This window comes from Vibrio sp. MA40-2, assembly GCF_047302445.1.
Classification (GTDB): Bacteria; Pseudomonadota; Gammaproteobacteria; order Enterobacterales; family Vibrionaceae; genus Vibrio.
The window spans coordinates 1,361,779-1,378,264 of record NZ_CP178628.1 but is presented as its reverse complement, the minus strand read 5'-3'; the positions used below and the strand labels follow the sequence as shown (position 1 = coordinate 1,378,264).

The window sequence follows — 16,486 nt, the reverse complement described above, 5'->3', positions numbered from 1 at the left end:
AAAGGTCTCGATAAACCGTATCGAGACCTTTTACTTTTTATCTGTCACCTTTGTTACTCATCCCTTCACTATTATTATTTTTAATCTGAACGACTTTACCTGTTCACTAGCGGTCAAATACCAACCGTTTACCCTTGCCATTCATAGAGTGCTGGAATTTCTATAATGTCGCCTTCAAACCCTATCGTAATGTACCTTGGTGTAATAGTTAGCAGTTGAATACTTTTATTCAGCCAATCCCCTTCATGGAGTTCCACACCGTTAATTTTCACCCAGCGCCCTTGTTCACGGCTGGAGTACATATGCGTTTGCAAATTCATGGCTGGTAATTGGCCTTTAAACTTATCCGAATAATTAACCAACTCAAACGTTCTTCCTTCATTATTTTTGTCGACCTCAGGTAGCTGGCCTTGATCAAGTAATGTCTCTTCGTCCAAAATACCTTGAACTTTTGAAGCTAATTCAGGAGAGAGGCCGCTCAAATCTAACGAATTCAAATCCCAATTGTCCATTGGTAAATCATCATAAATTGAAGGTTGTTGTTCCGTTGAAGTCGGGGTATGTTCATTCGATTCTGTTAATCGGCTACTAACGTTCTCAGGTTGTAAAATTGAAGAATCTTGTTCTGTAGCCACTAACTGTTGCGCCAATTTATACTCAGACAATAACTTCAAAGATTCAAATTCTGGATAATTTAAATACTCGACAGGTGAAACTTTAGGTTTACTTTGTAGCTCTTTTTGCTTACGAAGAGTCTGATTGGCTTGTGCAATATCTTGCTGCCATGATTGATGAACCTGAAAGCCCAAATACGTAACGGCAAGGCAAGCTGGTAGCACACACACACAGCCGAATAACACTAACCTAGGAAACGTATAACTCCTAACCTGCCCATTCAATTTTACTTCGGATGACAAATTTTCTTTTATTGACTCAGGCATTAGTTGGCTGCCTCATTAACAAAAACTAATTTAGGTGCAAAGTCCGTTGTTATCAAATCGAGTAGCTTTAAAGTATTTCGGCCAACAATGCCATCTGAAGTTATCCCTTGCCAAACCTGAAAGGCTTTTACTCGGTTTTCTAATTGTGTATTAAAAATTGAGCTATCTGTTTTGTTTGTCTGCAAGGCTTTCGCAAGTAAAGCATCCAATCTTTGTACCGATCTCCCATTACTATCGACTTTTAATACTTGATCTATTTCGCTGTACCATAATGTCTGATACTCACCCGACCAATGATTGTTCAACCATTCTATTGGCAGCGACACCCGTTGTTTGGCATTGAGTAATTCAATCTTATCTTGATAAACGCCATATAATACCGCAAAAAAAGGGCCGTTCGAACTTTGTAATGTTAAAACGGCTGGTCTTGATTGAGCGACGATACTTTGCAAATCACCATCATGACGTTCACAAAAAAAAGGAGAATTATCTTTACATTCAGCATCTAGAATCGATGCTTTTATACCCCACATGCGATATAAAACCATCATTGCATCAATTGGATTTTGACTGTTTTCTATAAAGGATTCTAATTCATGGTCAATATCATAGATACGCTTTGGCATACTTTGCTCGACAACAGCAATAGGCGGATAATAAGAACGTATTACCTCTCTAATTATTCCTTCGAAATTGAATACCAAACCAAGCAAAATGGCTGAAAATATCATCGCACTAATACGAAATGGAAAAGTAACGTTATTGCTCGCTCTGGTATTATTCGAAATATTGGCCGTTGTAACGCCATTTGGTGTTACTTTACTCGCTTGAGCTGTATCAACTGTAGTTTTAGAAGGTACATTTTCAGCAAAGGTTATCGGTGCTTGGAAAGACATCACATCTTGGCAAGCCTTTTCAGCTTGATTAACACTAATCTGTTTTTCCCCACTATAAAAAGCATATAACAAAGCTTTATCACAAATTAAATTAATCAATCGAGGCACACCTTGAGAATACTGAGCAATCACTTTCAAGGCGTTACGATGAAACAGAGTTTGCTGACTTCCTGCAATACGTAAACGAAATTCAATATATTGTGAAATCTCTTGTTCTGATAAAGGCAATAAATGATAACGTCCAGTAATACGTTGTGCTAACTGTCTCAGTTCACTGGTTTGCAGTTTCATCTGCAGTTCAGGTTGACCTATCAACAATACTTTCAATAATTTTTGTGTGTCAGTTTCTAAGTTAGTCAATAAACGCAACTGCTCTAGTACTTGTGTAGAAAGGTGTTGAGCTTCATCGATTAGTAACAAGGATTGATATCCTTTAGCGTGATTATCCAGTAAATATCGATGAATACCTTGAGTTAACTGTTTAAATGATGACGGTTGTGAATAGTCAATCGCAAATTCATCACAAATTGCTTCTAGAAAATCCTGCTCAGAAAACGTAGGTGTAAGAATCAATCCAGCTTTCACATTCTCATCAAATGAAGCGAGTAATGCCTTAGATACCGTGGTTTTTCCAGTTCCAACCTCTCCTGTCAACATAGCAAAACCGCCACCATCGCCCAGTCCGGCTTGAAGATGCCCCATCGCTTCTCTATGCCGCCGACTTAAAAATAGATATCGTGAGCTTGGAACTATCGAAAATGGAGCTTCAATAAATCCGAAAAAATCTTTATACATTAACGGCCCTCTGTTGAGTCATAGTTCATTTATGTTCAATAAACCCATTACTTAATAAACGAACAGCTAAATAGACCAATTGTTGTTATGCAAAGTACCACTGGCTGATAGAATGTAAAGCCTAACTCACCGTTTTTACTAAGGAGCCTTGCGTGCAAACCTATCTTGTTGGCGGCGCTGTCCGAGACAAATTACTGAATTTACCCTGTGACGATCATGACTGGGTTGTTGTTGGCTCCACAGTTGATGAAATGCTGTCTCGTGGCTTCCATACCGTTGGCAAAGATTTCCCTGTCTTTCTACACCCCAAAACCAAGCAAGAATACGCTTTAGCCAGAACAGAACGTAAATCTGGTGTTGGCTATAAGGGTTTTCAATGTCATTTTTCTAGCGATGTTTCATTAGAAGATGATCTGATGCGTCGCGATCTTACTATTAACGCAATGGCACAAGATAATCACGGTATAATAATTGACCCATTTGATGGTCAAAAAGATCTTAATCATCGCCTACTTCGTCATGTTTCTACAGCCTTTGCCGAAGATCCATTGCGGATATTACGTGTCGCTCGCTTCGCCGCAAGGTTTTTTACTTTAGGCTTTACTATTGCCCCAGAAACAATGGAATTAATGAAAGCAATGGTAACATCAGGAGAACTGGCACACCTTACCCAAGAAAGAGTGTGGCAAGAATGGCATAAATCCTTAAAAACTGAACGACCTGATGTTTTCCTCTCAGTGCTCAAAGAATGCGGTGCACTAGCGGTTATTTTACCAGAATTAGATTGTCTATTTGGTGTGCCTCAACCAGAAAAATGGCATCCAGAAATTGATACAGGTATTCATACTCTACTGGTTACTCAGCAAGCAGCGCAACTAACAAACTCACCAATAGTTCGCTTTGCTGCGCAAGTACATGATCTGGGTAAAGGCGTAACACCGCAATCAGAATGGCCAAGTCACAAAATGCATGCTCATACAGGCCTTGCAATTATTAAATCGCTCTGCGATAGGGTTAGAGTGCCCAATGATTATAAAGAGATAGCTCTCGCGGTTTGTGCTCAACATACCAATATACACAGGGCAGAAGAACTCAAACCGGCAACCTATCTTAAGATATTAAATAAACTCGATGTATGGCGAAAACCAGAAAAGCTTGAACAGGTACTTATTGCTTGTGTGGCTGATAGCCAAGGGCGCACTGGCCACCAACAGTCAGATTACCCTCAAAAAAAACGCTTTGAAAACGCGTATAAAGCAGCATTAAGTGTGAACGTGCAAGATGTGATTAAAGACGGGTTTAAGGGGCAAGGTATCCGTGAAGAATTAGACAAGAGACGAGTTACTGCTATTACGAACATTCTTCCGCCTAAATAATTAGACAGTAATAGAAAATAAAGAAGCCATTGCTCTCTTTATTCTCTATTACGCTTTATTCTATTAGTGTCCACCAAATAACAAAAAGCCAAACAGACCAAAACCTAATATCAATCTATAAATGACAAACGGTAACATACCCATTTTAGAAATAAGTTTTAAGAAAAAGAAAATACAAATATATGCACTAACAAACGATGTCACTATGCCAGTCAATAAAAAACCTAAGTGCACTGGTTCAGCGCTACTCACTAACTTTAACCCAAGGTAACCACCAGCAAGAATAATAATAGGAATAGACATTAAAAAAGAAAAACGCGCAGCCGCTTCTCGAGTAAAGCCTAAATAAAGAGCAGCGGTAATAGTCGCACCTGAACGAGATGTACCAGGAATCATCGCCAGTGCTTGAGCAATACCGATAATAAGCGATTTTTTACTATCCACTTGATACTCATCACTGTTCATTTTAGCGCGATTATCTACCCACCAAAGAAGCAGCGCAAATACTACTGTGGTAGTAGCAATAACCCATGCACTTCTAAGATAAATTTCTATAATATCCTTCATAAACAACCCAAACACACAGGCTGGAATAGTAGCTAAAACTAACATCCACGCTAACTTGCTTTCTTTTGAATGCTGGCGTTTAAATATAGAAGAAAACAGAGCACTTAAAAGCGTTACAACTTCACTTCTAAAATAAATCACCACCGCAGCCAACGTCCCCACATGCACAGCAACATCGAACGCAAGTCCTTGATCTTCCCAACCTAGTATTACCGATGGCAATATTAAATGGGCAGAACTAGAAATAGGAAGAAACTCTGTAAAGCCTTGTACTAAGGCAAGTATAAATGCTTCAAAATATGTCATTACAATTCCATTATTAAATTAATTCTATTTTTCTCAAAGCGTTAAGGTTATTCATATTCTGCCAAATATCTTTCACTTTTCGACCATCTAGCGGAATAATCAAATCAGGCGCAAGATCATACAAAGGCTGAATGACAAATGGGTACTTAAATATATCTTCTCGCGGTACGATTGGTGACGATAATGACACTTCATTGCCAAATAATAAAATGTCTAAATCTAAGCTTCTATCTTGAAACTTTTTAGCCACGGGGCTTCTTCCCCACTTCATTTCGAGACTGCGCATTAATTGCGAAAAATCAGCCAAACTTTCAGTTGTTTTTAGCTCAACAACAAAGTTATAAAATGGCGTGCTATCAAACCCTAGCGACTCACATTCATAGATAGGTGAAACACGACATTGCTTCGTCATTGAAGAAAGCGCTTCAATAGCGGCGTTTGCATGTTTTTCTCTCTCAATATTTGTCCCAACACCAATATAAACTGTTGTCATCAGTCTTTAGCGCCACGTTCTATTACTACTCCAACCCCTGATGCTTGTGGTACAGCCCCTGGTTTGGTTAAGCGAATATGTATCCAAGGTACCGAAAACTGCATCATAATTAATTCAGCAACCTCTTCTGCTACACGTTCTACTAATAAAAATCGACCATTTTCTATGTGAGAGATAACCGCTTGGCTTACTTGTGCGTAATCAAGAGCATCTTTAACATCATCACTTTTTCCAGCTGGTTTATTATTATGAGCCATCTCGATATCAAGTACTAACTTCTGTTTTATTTCCTGTTCCCAGTCATAAACACCAATAGTCGTTATTACTTCTAATTTTTCAATAAACACTTTATCAAATGACATTTTTGTTCCTATTCATTCTAGGTAAAATACTGAGTTTTATATTGCAAGATCTTCGCTATCACTGTGATATTCAACTAACGGTGATGTTCGACCGATTGCTCTATTCCAGCTAATCTAGCAACGAAAAATACCAACACTCAACTACCGTTTAAGCCACACAATGGCATGAGCAAATTAAGCCAATATAAGTTCGTTATTTAGTTTACGAGAATTGTCAGTTTACATGAGTAAAAGTATCTCGCGAAGTAACGAATATGAATTTGAAGAAATTTCACTAAATTATTCCCATAAAAAATAAAATTTCTAGTTTTGTTATACAGGTCGGATAACATATGAAGATAAAAAAACGTATTATTTTCAAACGAGCTATACTTTATGCTCGAAAGAAACTATTAATTAGATACTTTTGTTTTAACCATTAAGGATATATATGACACCACTGTCACTTGGTATGATCATCTTTGCCTATCTATTAGGTTCGATATCGAGTGCGGTATTAATTTGTCGCTTTCTGAAACTTCCCGATCCAAGAGAAAATGGTTCTAATAATCCAGGTGCCACCAACGTATTACGCATTGGAGGAAAGTCCGCAGCTACTGCTGTTTTACTCGTTGATATGCTCAAAGGTACCATTCCCGTATGGATAAGTTATTACTTTACTGTTGAGCCACTTTATTTAGGCTTAATTGGTATTTCAGCCTGTTTAGGCCATATCTATCCTATTTTTTTCCATTTTAGGGGAGGTAAAGGGGTTGCAACAGCAATAGGAGCAATTGCACCTATCGGTTGGGGGTTAACAGGCTTACTTGGAATTACTTGGCTTATCGCAGCCTTAGTTACTCGATACTCATCGCTTGCCGCTATCATTACAGCGCTATTAGCTCCATTTTACGCTTGGATGTTTAAACCTCTTTATACACTTCCTGTTGCAATGTTGTGCTGCTTAATTTTACTCCGGCACCAAGATAACATTCGTCGTTTAATCGATGGAACTGAGCCAAAAATTGGCTCAGCTTCTTAAGCTTTAAGAACGAATCAATTATTGATAGGCGATAACTGATCGATTGGCCAACGAGGCTGAGCCTTAACAGACAAATCTGAAGATTCATTATTCTTTAAGCGTTGCATTCCTGCATAAGCAATCATTGCACCATTATCAGTACAAAATTCGGTTCTTGGATAGAAGACTTCACCACCTACTTTTTTGGCTAAACCTTCTAATTCCACTCGCAATTGCTTATTTGCACTCACACCGCCAGCAATTACGATTCGTTTCATTCCAGTGAGTTCTAACGCTCGCTTACATTTAATTGCCAAAGTCGCACAAACGGCTTCTTGAAACGCATAAGCTATATCTGCTCGAGTTTGCTCATCATCATCATTCGCTCGAATCGTATTGGCGGCAAACGTTTTTAAGCCAGAAAAGCTCATATCTAACCCTGGCCGATCTGTCATTGGCCGCGGGAATTTAAATCGACCTTGAGTCCCTTTTTCCGCCAACCTAGAAAGCAACGGCCCACCAGGGTAATCGAGTCCCATTAATTTGGCTGTTTTATCAAAGGCTTCACCGGCTGCATCATCAATAGATTCGCCTAAAATTTTATAGTCACCGATGCCTTTCACTTCCACTATCATGGTATGCCCACCAGAAACCAACAACGCGACAAACGGAAAAGGTGGCGGGTTATCTTCGAGCATAGGGGCTAATAAATGACCTTCCATGTGATGTACCGCAATAGCAGGAACATCCCACGCATACGCGATACTTCGACCAATTGTCGCTCCAACTAAAAGTGCACCAACCAAGCCTGGGCCAGCAGTATAAGCTATCCCATCAATATCCTTTTGGCTTAAATTCGCTTGTTTTAAAGCTTCTTTAATCAAAGGGATCGTTTTTTTTACGTGATCTCTTGACGCTAATTCGGGAACCACGCCACCATAATCAGCGTGTAACTTTACTTGGCTGTATAATTGATGAGAAAGCAACCCTTTCTCATCATCATAAATGGCAACGCCTGTTTCATCACATGACGTTTCAATACCTAAAATACGCATCGTTTTCTCATTGAAATCGGAAATTAGGCCAATATTACCTAATCTAACAAAATTTGACCACGATAATACTTTACAAAGGCACACTGATCGGATTAAAATTCCGCACCATTTTTGATTTAGCTGATTAACGACCAATCAATAGCGATTTGAGTCCTAAAAATTAGCATTAACGAATAACCCCTGAGGTGAAAGGCATATGCCAGTAGTTAAAGTACGTGAAAACGAACCGTTCGACGTTGCATTACGTCGTTTCAAACGCTCTTGCGAAAAAGCAGGTATCCTTTCAGAAGTTCGCCGTCGTGAGCATTATGAAAAACCTACTACAGTACGCAAACGCGCTAAAGCAGCAGCTCAAAAGCGTCACGCTAAGAAGCTATCTCGCGAAAACGCTCGTCGCGTACGTTTGTACTAATAACTGAGTCCCACGAAAGGAATTAGTTATGGCTCTTATTGACCAACTCAAAGAAGAGCAGAAAGTTTCGATGAAAGCCAAGGATAAATTACGCCTTGGCACTATTCGTTTAGCCCTTTCAGCAATTAAGCAACGAGAAGTTGACGAGCGGATCACTCTGACCGACGATGACATCGTAGCAATATTAACGAAAATGGTTAAGCAACGTCGTGATTCTGTCTCGCAATTTGAAACAGCAAATCGTCAAGATTTAGCTGATGCTGAGAAAGCAGAAATTACTGTACTTGAGGAATTTATGCCTCAACCGCTATCAGAACAAGAAGTGAGCGCACTAGTTGAAAGTGCAATATCTGAATCTGGTGCTGCGGGCATGCAAGACATGGGTAAAGTAATGGGTGTGCTTAAGCCGCAAATTCAAGGGCGAGCAGACATGGGTAAAGTAAGTGGTTTAGTTCGTTCTAAACTAGCTTAACGTCCCAAATCAATTGAACAAGCCGTGCTATTCTTTTTGAATACACGGCTTGTTTTGTCTCTGTATACTAATGAGTTAACACCGTAAATAAATTAGCTCTAAAAATTGGTATAATAAGTTATTTAACACAGTAAGGTTTTATGGCTGGACATATCCCACGACATTTCATAGACGATTTGCTTGCAAGAGTTGATATCGTCGATATTGTTGATTCCCGCGTAAAATTAAAGAAAAAGGGCAAAAATTACGGTGCTTGTTGTCCTTTTCATAACGAAAAAACGCCTTCCTTCTCTGTAAGCCAAGAAAAACAGTTTTATCACTGCTTTGGTTGTGGTGTACACGGAAACTCTATCGACTTTGTTATGGAGTTTGATCGATTAGATTTCGTTGAGGCCATCGAAGAAATCGCCTCAGGATTAGGCTTAGAAGTCCCAAGAGAACAAAGAAACAGCGGACAATTTAGCAATGCTCCTCGTGCCAATTCTGAGGAAAAACGTAATCTATATGATTTAATGGGAAGTATTGCTCAGTTTTACCGTTCACAATTAAAAATATCAGCAAACAAACATGCTATCGATTACTTAAAAGATCGTGGACTTTCCGGTGAAGTAGTACAAAAATTTGGTATCGGATTTGTACCAGATGAATGGGACGCCGTTCGTAAGAACTTTGGCCAGCACAAAACCGCTCAAGATATGCTAGTCAGCGGTGGTATGTTAATAGAAAACGACAAAGGCAATCGTTATGATCGCTTCCGTGGTAGGATCATGTTTCCCATACACGACCGTCGTGGACGTGTTATCGGCTTTGGTGGTCGAGTTATAGGTGATGGAACGCCAAAGTATCTCAACTCGCCAGAAACACCAATATTCCATAAAGGAAAAGAACTTTATGGATTATATGAAGTGCTGCAAGCCTACCGAGAACCGCCTCAAGTATTAGTGGTTGAAGGTTACATGGATGTTGTCGCATTAGCTCAATATGGTGTCGATTATTCTGTCGCTTCATTAGGTACATCGACCACTGGTGATCACTTACAACTTTTGTTTAGACAAACAAACACCGTTGTTTGCTGTTACGACGGAGATCGCGCAGGAAGAGAAGCAGCATGGCGAGCATTAGAAAATGCACTCGGTTATCTAAAAAGTGGCAATATTCTTAAGTTTCTTTTTCTACCTGATGGCGATGATCCAGATAGCTTTATTAGAACTCATGGCAAAGAGGCGTTTGAGAAAAAAGTCAAAGAGGCAACTCCGCTTTCTGAGTATTTTTTTAATAACCTAACTGATCAAGTACAAGTTGGAAGTGATGAAGGTAAAGCTGCCCTTTCTGCATTATCGGTTCCACTTATTGAAAAAATCCCAGATGAACACTTACAAGGTCAGCTGTTTAAAATATTAGGTCAAAAAACAGGGATATTCTTAGAGCATCAAAATAGCTCAAAAAAAGTTAAGGCTAACCAGAATAAGGCCCCACAAAAGATAGCAAAAACACCAATGCGTGTAGTTATTGCTCTCTTAGTTCAAAATCCGAACTATAGTGTAGAAGTGCCTGATCTCACAAGTGTTCAAGATATAGCCATTCCTGGATTAAGTTTATTGATAGAAGTGCTTGATAAATGCTTATCAGATCCCCATATAACCACAGGTCAACTTTTAGAGAATTGGCGCAACGACAAAAATGAAAGAATGTTGTCTCGTCTAGCAAGTTGGACTATCCCTTTAAATAAGGATGAAGATAACGAAAGAGATATATTTTTAGATTCATTGGACAAAATAATTTACCAGTGTATCGAGAAACAAATTGAAGCTTTGCAGGCACGAGAAAGAAGTGTCGGTTTATCAACCGAAGAGAAAAGGGAGCTACTAGCGTTAATGCTAGACTTAAAAGCGTAACCCTGTAGTAGTCAGCACTGTTTATATTTGTTATAATTGGCGGTTCGCAATTCGCAACCTTTCACCATCACACAGACCTCAAGTTGGATATCGTCTATGGATCAAAATCCGCAGTCACAGCTAAAGTTACTTGTCATTAAGGGTAAGGAACAAGGCTATCTGACCTACGCCGAAGTAAATGACCACTTACCTGCAGAAATCGTAGATTCTGAACAGGTTGAAGATATCATTCAAATGATCAACGACATGGGTATTAAAGTCGTTGAAACTGCACCAGATGCAGATGAAATGTCCATCAATGAAGATAACAACATCACTGATGAAGATGCTGCTGAAGCAGCCGCTGCTGCACTTTCGAGTGTAGAGAGCGAAATTGGTCGTACTACAGACCCTGTTCGCATGTATATGCGTGAAATGGGGACAGTGGAACTACTAACTCGCGAAGGCGAAATTGATATAGCTAAGCGTATTGAAGATGGTATCAACCAAGTTCAATGCTCTGTCGCTGAATATCCAGGTACTATCTCTTATGTTCTTGAACAGTTTGATAAAGTTCAAGCAGAAGAGTTACGCTTGACCGATATTATCTCTGGATTTGTTGATCCGAATGATGATGGTTCTGCCGCACCAACTGCCACTCACATTGGTTCAGAACTTGCTACATCAGATCTAGAAGATGCCGATGATGAAGACGCAGATAGTGATGAAGACGATGAAGAAGAAGATACAGGCATCGATCCTGAACTTGCTTTAGAAAAGTTCACTTCACTTCGGAATACTTATCAAGATATGCAACTTGCTATCAACGAATATGGTCGCGAAAGCAACCAAACGGCTGATGCAAAAGAAGCATTACTGGAAGTATTTAGAGAGTTTCGTCTGATCCCAAAACAATTTGATTACCTAGTTAATGAACTGCGTACTTCAATGGAACGTGTTCGTACACAAGAACGATTAATTATTCGTCAATGTGTAGAATACGGAAAAATGCCGAAGAAGACTTTTGTTCAGGCCTTTACTGGTAACGAATCCTCTGATGCATGGCTAGATCAAGCTCTTGCCTCAGATAAACCTTATGCGGAAAAGATAAAACGCAACGAAGAAGATATTCGACGTAGTATTCTTAAACTGCGAACTATCGAAAAAGAGACATCATTACCGGTTCAAACCATTAAAGATATCAGTCGTCGCATGTCTATTGGTGAAGCGAAAGCTCGCCGTGCGAAGAAAGAAATGGTTGAAGCTAACTTACGTTTGGTTATTTCTATCGCTAAGAAATATACCAACCGTGGTCTGCAATTCTTGGATTTAATCCAAGAAGGTAACATCGGTCTAATGAAAGCGGTAGACAAGTTCGAATATCGTCGTGGTTATAAATTCTCGACCTACGCAACATGGTGGATCCGTCAGGCAATCACTCGCTCGATTGCTGACCAAGCTCGTACCATACGTATTCCTGTTCATATGATAGAAACAATCAATAAATTGAACAGGATCTCTCGCCAAATGTTGCAAGAGATGGGACGTGAACCACTACCAGAAGAACTTGCTGAACGCATGCAAATGCCAGAAGACAAAATTCGCAAAGTACTTAAAATTGCCAAAGAGCCAATCTCGATGGAAACACCAATTGGTGATGACGAAGATTCGCATTTAGGTGACTTTATTGAGGATACCACGTTAGAACTACCTCTCGACTCCGCCACCTCTGGTAGCTTAAAAGTCGCGACAAAAGACGTTCTAGCAGGGCTAACGCCTCGTGAAGCAAAAGTATTGCGTATGCGTTTTGGTATTGACATGAATACCGACCACACTCTTGAAGAGGTAGGTAAGCAATTCGACGTTACTCGTGAACGTATTCGTCAAATAGAAGCCAAAGCACTACGTAAGCTTCGCCACCCAAGCCGCTCAGAAACTCTGCGTAGCTTCCTAGACGAATAGAAAAGATAATTTTTGATTAAAAGGTGAGCAGTTGCTCACCTTTTTTATTAAATTTGGTTTAAGTGGATAAAAACTAAGCGCAATTGACCTATAAAGCATCTAGACAGCTTGGATAACATCCCCTATAATCGTCAACCTAATTTGGCCCCTTAGCTCAGTGGTTAGAGCGCTCGACTCATAATCGATCGGTCCGCAGTTCAAATCTGCGAGGGGCCACCAAATTTAAAGGCCTGAGAGCGTTTTCGTTCTCAGGCCTTTTTTATTACCAAGTAATTTTTATTGCCAAGTAGTTTTTTATTGCCAAGTAATAAAGCTCTTCGGGTAAACAGAAACGAGAGACCTTGCCCTCAAGCTTTGACAACCTGCTTACCTCGTTTATGTTGATACATTCTTTTATCAGCTAAGTTCAAACAATCAGAAAAACTTCTGCATTCAAAACTGGTTGCTATACCAAAGCTAAGGCCTGCCATAGGCCAGTCAGAGCCTTTTATTCCAGCTTCGACATCAATTATTCGCTGCGTCACTTTGGAATATAGAATTTCAACATGTTGAGGTTTATGCACTTTAACTAACCAAACAAATTCATCCCCACCAGTACGGTAAACTGGCCCCAAATCTTCAAGATGTGTCTGCATAAGGTAACTCGCTTTTTTTAAAAAGCGGTCTCCACCATCATGCCCATAAGTATCATTAATACTTTTTAAACCATCGCAATCAATAAACACCAAACAATAAGGGCGATGCTTTAATTGTTTAATCGCGTCATTGAACCCTAATCTGTTACCAAGTCCCGTCAAACTATCGACCCGAGATTGAGCATAAGTTTCCTGGTATTGTCTTTGTTGAAGCCTTAACCATTCAGTTAAAGAAAGTAAAATACAAAAACAATCAATTGCCAGAGCAATGACTACTAAAGTTTCCATTGAAGATTGAAAAGGCAATTGTTTAAAATGGACTAAAACATAATACGTTAGAGAAACACCGTAACAACAACTGCCTATCAAATAATATTTTGCAACGAAATCTTTTTTTTGCACCATTAGGACACCGGTAAAAATCATTGTTGGCACCCAAACCACTGCGATTAAATGTGCTAACAGAAAAGCAAGAGAAAACGGGACAAAAATGGTAAGCGTACCAATAGCCACACACAGCCAACTCATTCCTTTAAAGAATTTATTGAGAGATACAAAATGTTGTGGGAAATTAAATAGTAATCGAGTGTAATAACTTGCAAATGCGATGGCAAATGGGAATAAAATAATTCCAAAATACACTGGATTCAGACCACCAGTTGGCAGTAGATACCCCCAAGCCCCAGATGCCGCAAACCAACCTAAACCATGTAATCCAACATAACCAGCACAAGCCAACGTAATAGGGTGTTGTGTACGAAGGTAGCCAAACAAGGAAATCATACCTAATGTCAGCATAACGGCTATAGAGCTCAACGTAAGCGTATTATCTCGGAACAGCCGATTATAAAATTGATGTTCGGATTGCAAAGTGATATGTATTTCCGTTGGAAATTTCTTCGCTTCAACATAAAGCCAAAGTATTCCTTTCTCTTCTGCGACCAACGACAAGGGAAAACTTTGTTTATGTAACTGCCGAATACCTTCACCACTTAATTGATCAAAATTAAACACTTTGTTAACTTGGCTATCACCCGACTGCCAATATCCCCACCCTTGATCCAGGTAATTTGCGTTAATAGTAACAACTTGAGCTAATGGTAGTGAATTAGAGTTTTCTACCTCAAGGCGCAGAGCAAACGCGCCTTCTTCGCCAAATGTTGACTCTACTTTTTGAGCTGATTTGATATGATTTTTTAAAGTAAGAAAATCGACAGGTTGAGTAAGCTGAGGCATGCGATACCATGATGCAAAGTCATCGGCTAATACCATCTGGTCCCGATTAATTTGTACAGAAGAGGCAAAACCAGATTGCACACCTATGGCTAACAGGCTAACAAGCAAAACCAAAATCCGCATAGAGTTAGAATGATTCCTAAAATTGGTATAAAGGATAGCATAGACGACTTTATAACAATCTGGAAACAATTTTCATATCTAATAGAAACAACTCACTTCCGGGTTTGCGTTAGTTTCTACCTAACAAACTAATCCTTAATTTGCTCAAATTGATGTACACATGTTTAAACTAATCTGGAAAGCAGCGAGCAACAGACTCTCGCTCAATCATTTCAAACATTACCGATGAACGTGTCGCAACTATATTGGGAGAGCTAATATCTTGAAAAATTAGCAATATAGTAGAGGAATAATGTTAAACCCTGAACTTACAAGCCTTCAAACATCCTTATACGAGCATTTCTGAGATGAGTCCTCATAGCGAGTTCAGCAGCATCTTCATCTTGATCTACGATCGCTTGAACAATATCTTCATGTTCTTTTTGAGCTATTTCAAAACGTTTATTTGAAGAGTGTAACGAAAGTGTACGAGTTAAATTCATTCCTTGTCTTATGTTGTCCTGCAGTGAAGAAAATACCTTACTGTAATATTCATTATTAGAAGCCATCGCAACAGAATAGTGAAAACGATAATCATCATCTGTCGCCAAATTATTATTTTTATTTGCCAGATAAATCGCTTCTGAGGCATCAATTAAGTTTTTTAATTGCTGCTCTGTTCGACGACCTGCCGCCAATCTAGCAGCACCACTTTCCAAATGAATTCGAAACTCGAAGCATCTCTGAATATCTAAAATACTCGAAACAGCAGCAAATTTTAATACTGTACTTTCTGGTTTTTGAACCACAAAATTTCCAGACCCTCGACGAGAGACCACTAAGCCGTCTTCTTTTAAGCGCGTAAGTGCTTCTCTTATTATCGTGCGAGATACACCATAAGTTTCACTTAATCTCGCTTCAGTCGGCAATTTACTGTTAATTTCATAATCATCAATGATACAACTCAATATTTTTTCATAAATAATAGAAGCCATTGATTTTATTGGTTTTGAATTGTTATTAGACATACTAATACCGAAAATACTGCGTCAATGTAGTAATGGCGTCAATGTAGCATAGGTTGTTTGAGAATTGAATCTGGAGAAGTAAACAAGATATTGTCAATTGACAATATGCGGCAAACTAATAGGTTGTTTACCGCATAATTATGAAAGACTGAATAAACAAGATTAACGCAACTCCAAGCTAAACGTATTTTTTTATCCAATCTAAACCATCTAAGGTGTTTGTTTTAGGATTGTATTCACATCCAATCCACCCTTGATAACCAATCGATTCAAGATATTTCAATAGAAAACTATAATTTATTTCACCAGTTCCAGGTTCATTTCGACCAGGGTTATCTGCAAGTTGCAAGTGACCAATAATAGGTAAGTTATTTTCAATAGTCCGAGCCAAGTCACCTTCCATTATCTGCATATGATAAATATCATATTGAAGTGTTAAATTACTGCTATCGACATCAATCTGAATTTTTTTCGCTTGCTCTGTACTGTTGACAAAAAAGCCTGGAATATCAATAGTATTTATTGCTTCAAAAACTAACTCAATACCAGCTGCTTTCAGTTCTTCTGCTGCAAAACGTAAATTTTCGACCAATGTTATATGGGCATCTTCATCCGATACTGTTGCTGGTTTTTTCCCTGCTAAACAATTTACTTTTTTACAATCCAATGCATGTGCGTATTCTATCGCTTGGGCTACCCCAGAGCGGAACTCATCAATTCGATCTGGATGACAAGCAATACCACGTTCACCTGCGCTCCAGTTACCAGAAGGAAGATTGAAAAGCACTTGAGTTAATTTGTGTTTTTTTAACTCATTTGCAATATCGCTGGAAGGGTAATCATAAGGAAATAGATATTCGACGCCTTCAAAACCAGATTTAGCTGCGGCTTCAAAACGTAACATGAAATCGTATTCAGTGAATAACATAGATAAGTTAGCTGCAAATTTATACATTCTTTACTCCTAATAACAT

The 16,486-nt window shown here is 39.0% G+C and carries 15 protein-coding genes and 1 tRNA gene; 7 read left to right on the top strand and 9 right to left on the bottom strand.

Going from position 1 to position 16,486, the window contains the following annotated elements; translation table 11 throughout:
* Positions 1-128 precede the first annotated feature (128 nt).
* Both ACLKML_RS13940 and ACLKML_RS13935 read right to left on the bottom strand, forming a co-directional pair.
* Positions 129-941: a general secretion pathway protein GspB gene (locus ACLKML_RS13940; RefSeq protein WP_413285812.1), complete on the bottom strand. Its 813-nt coding sequence runs from the start codon at positions 939-941 to the stop codon at positions 129-131.
* Complete coding sequence (locus ACLKML_RS13935) at positions 941-2,632, bottom strand: AAA family ATPase (protein ID WP_413285811.1); 1,692 nt, start codon at positions 2,630-2,632, stop codon at positions 941-943. The genes ACLKML_RS13940 and ACLKML_RS13935 overlap by 1 nt, the downstream gene beginning before the upstream one ends.
* 152 nt (positions 2,633-2,784) lie before the next feature.
* Here ACLKML_RS13935 and ACLKML_RS13930 point away from each other — a divergent pair, with 152 nt between their 5' ends.
* Entirely contained in the window at positions 2,785-4,008 is a 1,224-nt protein-coding gene (locus ACLKML_RS13930) for a multifunctional CCA addition/repair protein (protein ID WP_413285810.1), read from the top strand.
* 63 nt (positions 4,009-4,071) lie between these two features.
* Here ACLKML_RS13930 and ACLKML_RS13925 read toward each other — a convergent pair whose 3' ends face one another.
* Genes ACLKML_RS13925 through folB form a run of 3 tightly spaced genes read right to left on the bottom strand, consistent with a single transcriptional unit; the run spans position 4,072 to position 5,736 of the window.
* A complete protein-coding gene (locus tag ACLKML_RS13925) occupies positions 4,072-4,881 on the bottom strand; it encodes an undecaprenyl-diphosphate phosphatase (protein ID WP_413285809.1) in 810 nt (269 codons plus the stop codon).
* Positions 4,882-4,894: 13 nt separating this feature from the next.
* The gene (gene folK, locus ACLKML_RS13920; protein WP_413285808.1) at positions 4,895-5,374 is read right to left on the bottom strand and encodes a 2-amino-4-hydroxy-6-hydroxymethyldihydropteridine diphosphokinase; all 480 of its coding nucleotides are present in this window, start codon (positions 5,372-5,374) and stop codon (positions 4,895-4,897) included.
* Positions 5,374-5,736 (bottom strand): dihydroneopterin aldolase, encoded by a 363-nt coding sequence (gene folB, locus ACLKML_RS13915; protein ID WP_413285807.1) that lies wholly within the window; start codon positions 5,734-5,736, stop codon positions 5,374-5,376. The genes folK and folB overlap by 1 nt, the downstream gene beginning before the upstream one ends.
* 430 nt (positions 5,737-6,166) lie before the next feature.
* On the opposite strand from folB, the gene plsY reads away from it, so the two are divergent.
* On the top strand, positions 6,167-6,757 hold the full coding sequence (gene plsY / locus ACLKML_RS13910; protein ID WP_413285806.1) for a glycerol-3-phosphate 1-O-acyltransferase PlsY: 591 nt from the start codon (positions 6,167-6,169) through the stop codon (positions 6,755-6,757).
* Positions 6,758-6,771: 14 nt separating this feature from the next.
* On the opposite strand, the gene tsaD is transcribed toward plsY, so the two are convergent.
* Entirely contained in the window at positions 6,772-7,791 is a 1,020-nt protein-coding gene (gene tsaD / locus ACLKML_RS13905) for a tRNA (adenosine(37)-N6)-threonylcarbamoyltransferase complex transferase subunit TsaD (RefSeq protein WP_413285805.1), read from the bottom strand.
* A gap of 196 nt (positions 7,792-7,987) precedes the next feature.
* Here tsaD and rpsU point away from each other — a divergent pair, with 196 nt between their 5' ends.
* The 5 genes from rpsU to ACLKML_RS13880 all read left to right on the top strand — a co-directional run bounded on the left by rpsU (position 7,988) and on the right by ACLKML_RS13880 (position 12,730).
* The gene (rpsU, locus tag ACLKML_RS13900; RefSeq protein ID WP_005421025.1) at positions 7,988-8,203 is read left to right on the top strand and encodes a 30S ribosomal protein S21; all 216 of its coding nucleotides are present in this window, start codon (positions 7,988-7,990) and stop codon (positions 8,201-8,203) included.
* A gap of 28 nt (positions 8,204-8,231) precedes the next feature.
* Positions 8,232-8,675 carry a GatB/YqeY domain-containing protein gene (locus ACLKML_RS13895; RefSeq protein WP_413285804.1) on the top strand — a complete coding sequence of 148 codons (444 nt, stop codon included), beginning with the start codon at positions 8,232-8,234 and terminating at the stop codon, positions 8,673-8,675.
* A gap of 140 nt (positions 8,676-8,815) precedes the next feature.
* Positions 8,816-10,570, top strand: coding sequence for a DNA primase (gene dnaG / locus ACLKML_RS13890; RefSeq protein WP_413285803.1), 1,755 nt, complete (start codon positions 8,816-8,818; stop codon positions 10,568-10,570).
* A gap of 87 nt (positions 10,571-10,657) precedes the next feature.
* Positions 10,658-12,511 (top strand): RNA polymerase sigma factor RpoD, encoded by a 1,854-nt coding sequence (rpoD, locus tag ACLKML_RS13885; RefSeq protein WP_413285885.1) that lies wholly within the window; start codon positions 10,658-10,660, stop codon positions 12,509-12,511.
* A 143-nt stretch (positions 12,512-12,654) separates the two neighbouring features.
* A tRNA-Ile gene (locus ACLKML_RS13880) sits at positions 12,655-12,730 on the top strand.
* Positions 12,731-12,858: 128 nt separating this feature from the next.
* Here ACLKML_RS13880 and ACLKML_RS13875 read toward each other — a convergent pair.
* The 3 genes from ACLKML_RS13875 to hyi form a co-directional block, all read right to left on the bottom strand.
* The gene (locus ACLKML_RS13875) at positions 12,859-14,505 is read right to left on the bottom strand and encodes a GGDEF domain-containing protein (protein WP_413285802.1); all 1,647 of its coding nucleotides are present in this window, start codon (positions 14,503-14,505) and stop codon (positions 12,859-12,861) included.
* 308 nt (positions 14,506-14,813) lie between these two features.
* Positions 14,814-15,512 carry a FadR/GntR family transcriptional regulator gene (locus ACLKML_RS13870; RefSeq protein ID WP_413285801.1) on the bottom strand — a complete coding sequence of 233 codons (699 nt, stop codon included), beginning with the start codon at positions 15,510-15,512 and terminating at the stop codon, positions 14,814-14,816.
* 178 nt (positions 15,513-15,690) lie between these two features.
* Positions 15,691-16,467 (bottom strand): hydroxypyruvate isomerase, encoded by a 777-nt coding sequence (gene hyi, locus ACLKML_RS13865; RefSeq protein ID WP_413285800.1) that lies wholly within the window; start codon positions 16,465-16,467, stop codon positions 15,691-15,693.
* Between the last annotated feature and the right edge of the window lie 19 nt (positions 16,468-16,486).

What these genes read in the sequence shown, in the direction of transcription:
- ACLKML_RS13940 (WP_413285812.1), bottom strand. Translation starts at nt 941, where the DNA reads ATGCCTGAGTCAATAAAAGAAAATTTGTCATCCGAAGTAAAATTGAAT.
- ACLKML_RS13935 (WP_413285811.1), bottom strand. Translation starts at nt 2,632, where the DNA reads ATGTATAAAGATTTTTTCGGATTTATTGAAGCTCCATTTTCGATAGTT.
- ACLKML_RS13925 (WP_413285809.1), bottom strand. Translation starts at nt 4,881, where the DNA reads ATGACATATTTTGAAGCATTTATACTTGCCTTAGTACAAGGCTTTACA.
- folK (WP_413285808.1), bottom strand. Translation starts at nt 5,374, where the DNA reads ATGACAACAGTTTATATTGGTGTTGGGACAAATATTGAGAGAGAAAAA.
- folB (WP_413285807.1), bottom strand. Translation starts at nt 5,736, where the DNA reads ATGTCATTTGATAAAGTGTTTATTGAAAAATTAGAAGTAATAACGACT.
- plsY (WP_413285806.1), top strand. Translation starts at nt 6,167, where the DNA reads ATGACACCACTGTCACTTGGTATGATCATCTTTGCCTATCTATTAGGT.
- tsaD (WP_413285805.1), bottom strand. Translation starts at nt 7,791, where the DNA reads ATGCGTATTTTAGGTATTGAAACGTCATGTGATGAAACAGGCGTTGCC.
- rpsU (WP_005421025.1), top strand. Translation starts at nt 7,988, where the DNA reads ATGCCAGTAGTTAAAGTACGTGAAAACGAACCGTTCGACGTTGCATTA.
- ACLKML_RS13895 (WP_413285804.1), top strand. Translation starts at nt 8,232, where the DNA reads ATGGCTCTTATTGACCAACTCAAAGAAGAGCAGAAAGTTTCGATGAAA.
- dnaG (WP_413285803.1), top strand. Translation starts at nt 8,816, where the DNA reads ATGGCTGGACATATCCCACGACATTTCATAGACGATTTGCTTGCAAGA.
- ACLKML_RS13875 (WP_413285802.1), bottom strand. Translation starts at nt 14,505, where the DNA reads ATGCGGATTTTGGTTTTGCTTGTTAGCCTGTTAGCCATAGGTGTGCAA.
- ACLKML_RS13870 (WP_413285801.1), bottom strand. Translation starts at nt 15,512, where the DNA reads ATGTCTAATAACAATTCAAAACCAATAAAATCAATGGCTTCTATTATT.
- hyi (WP_413285800.1), bottom strand. Translation starts at nt 16,467, where the DNA reads ATGTATAAATTTGCAGCTAACTTATCTATGTTATTCACTGAATACGAT.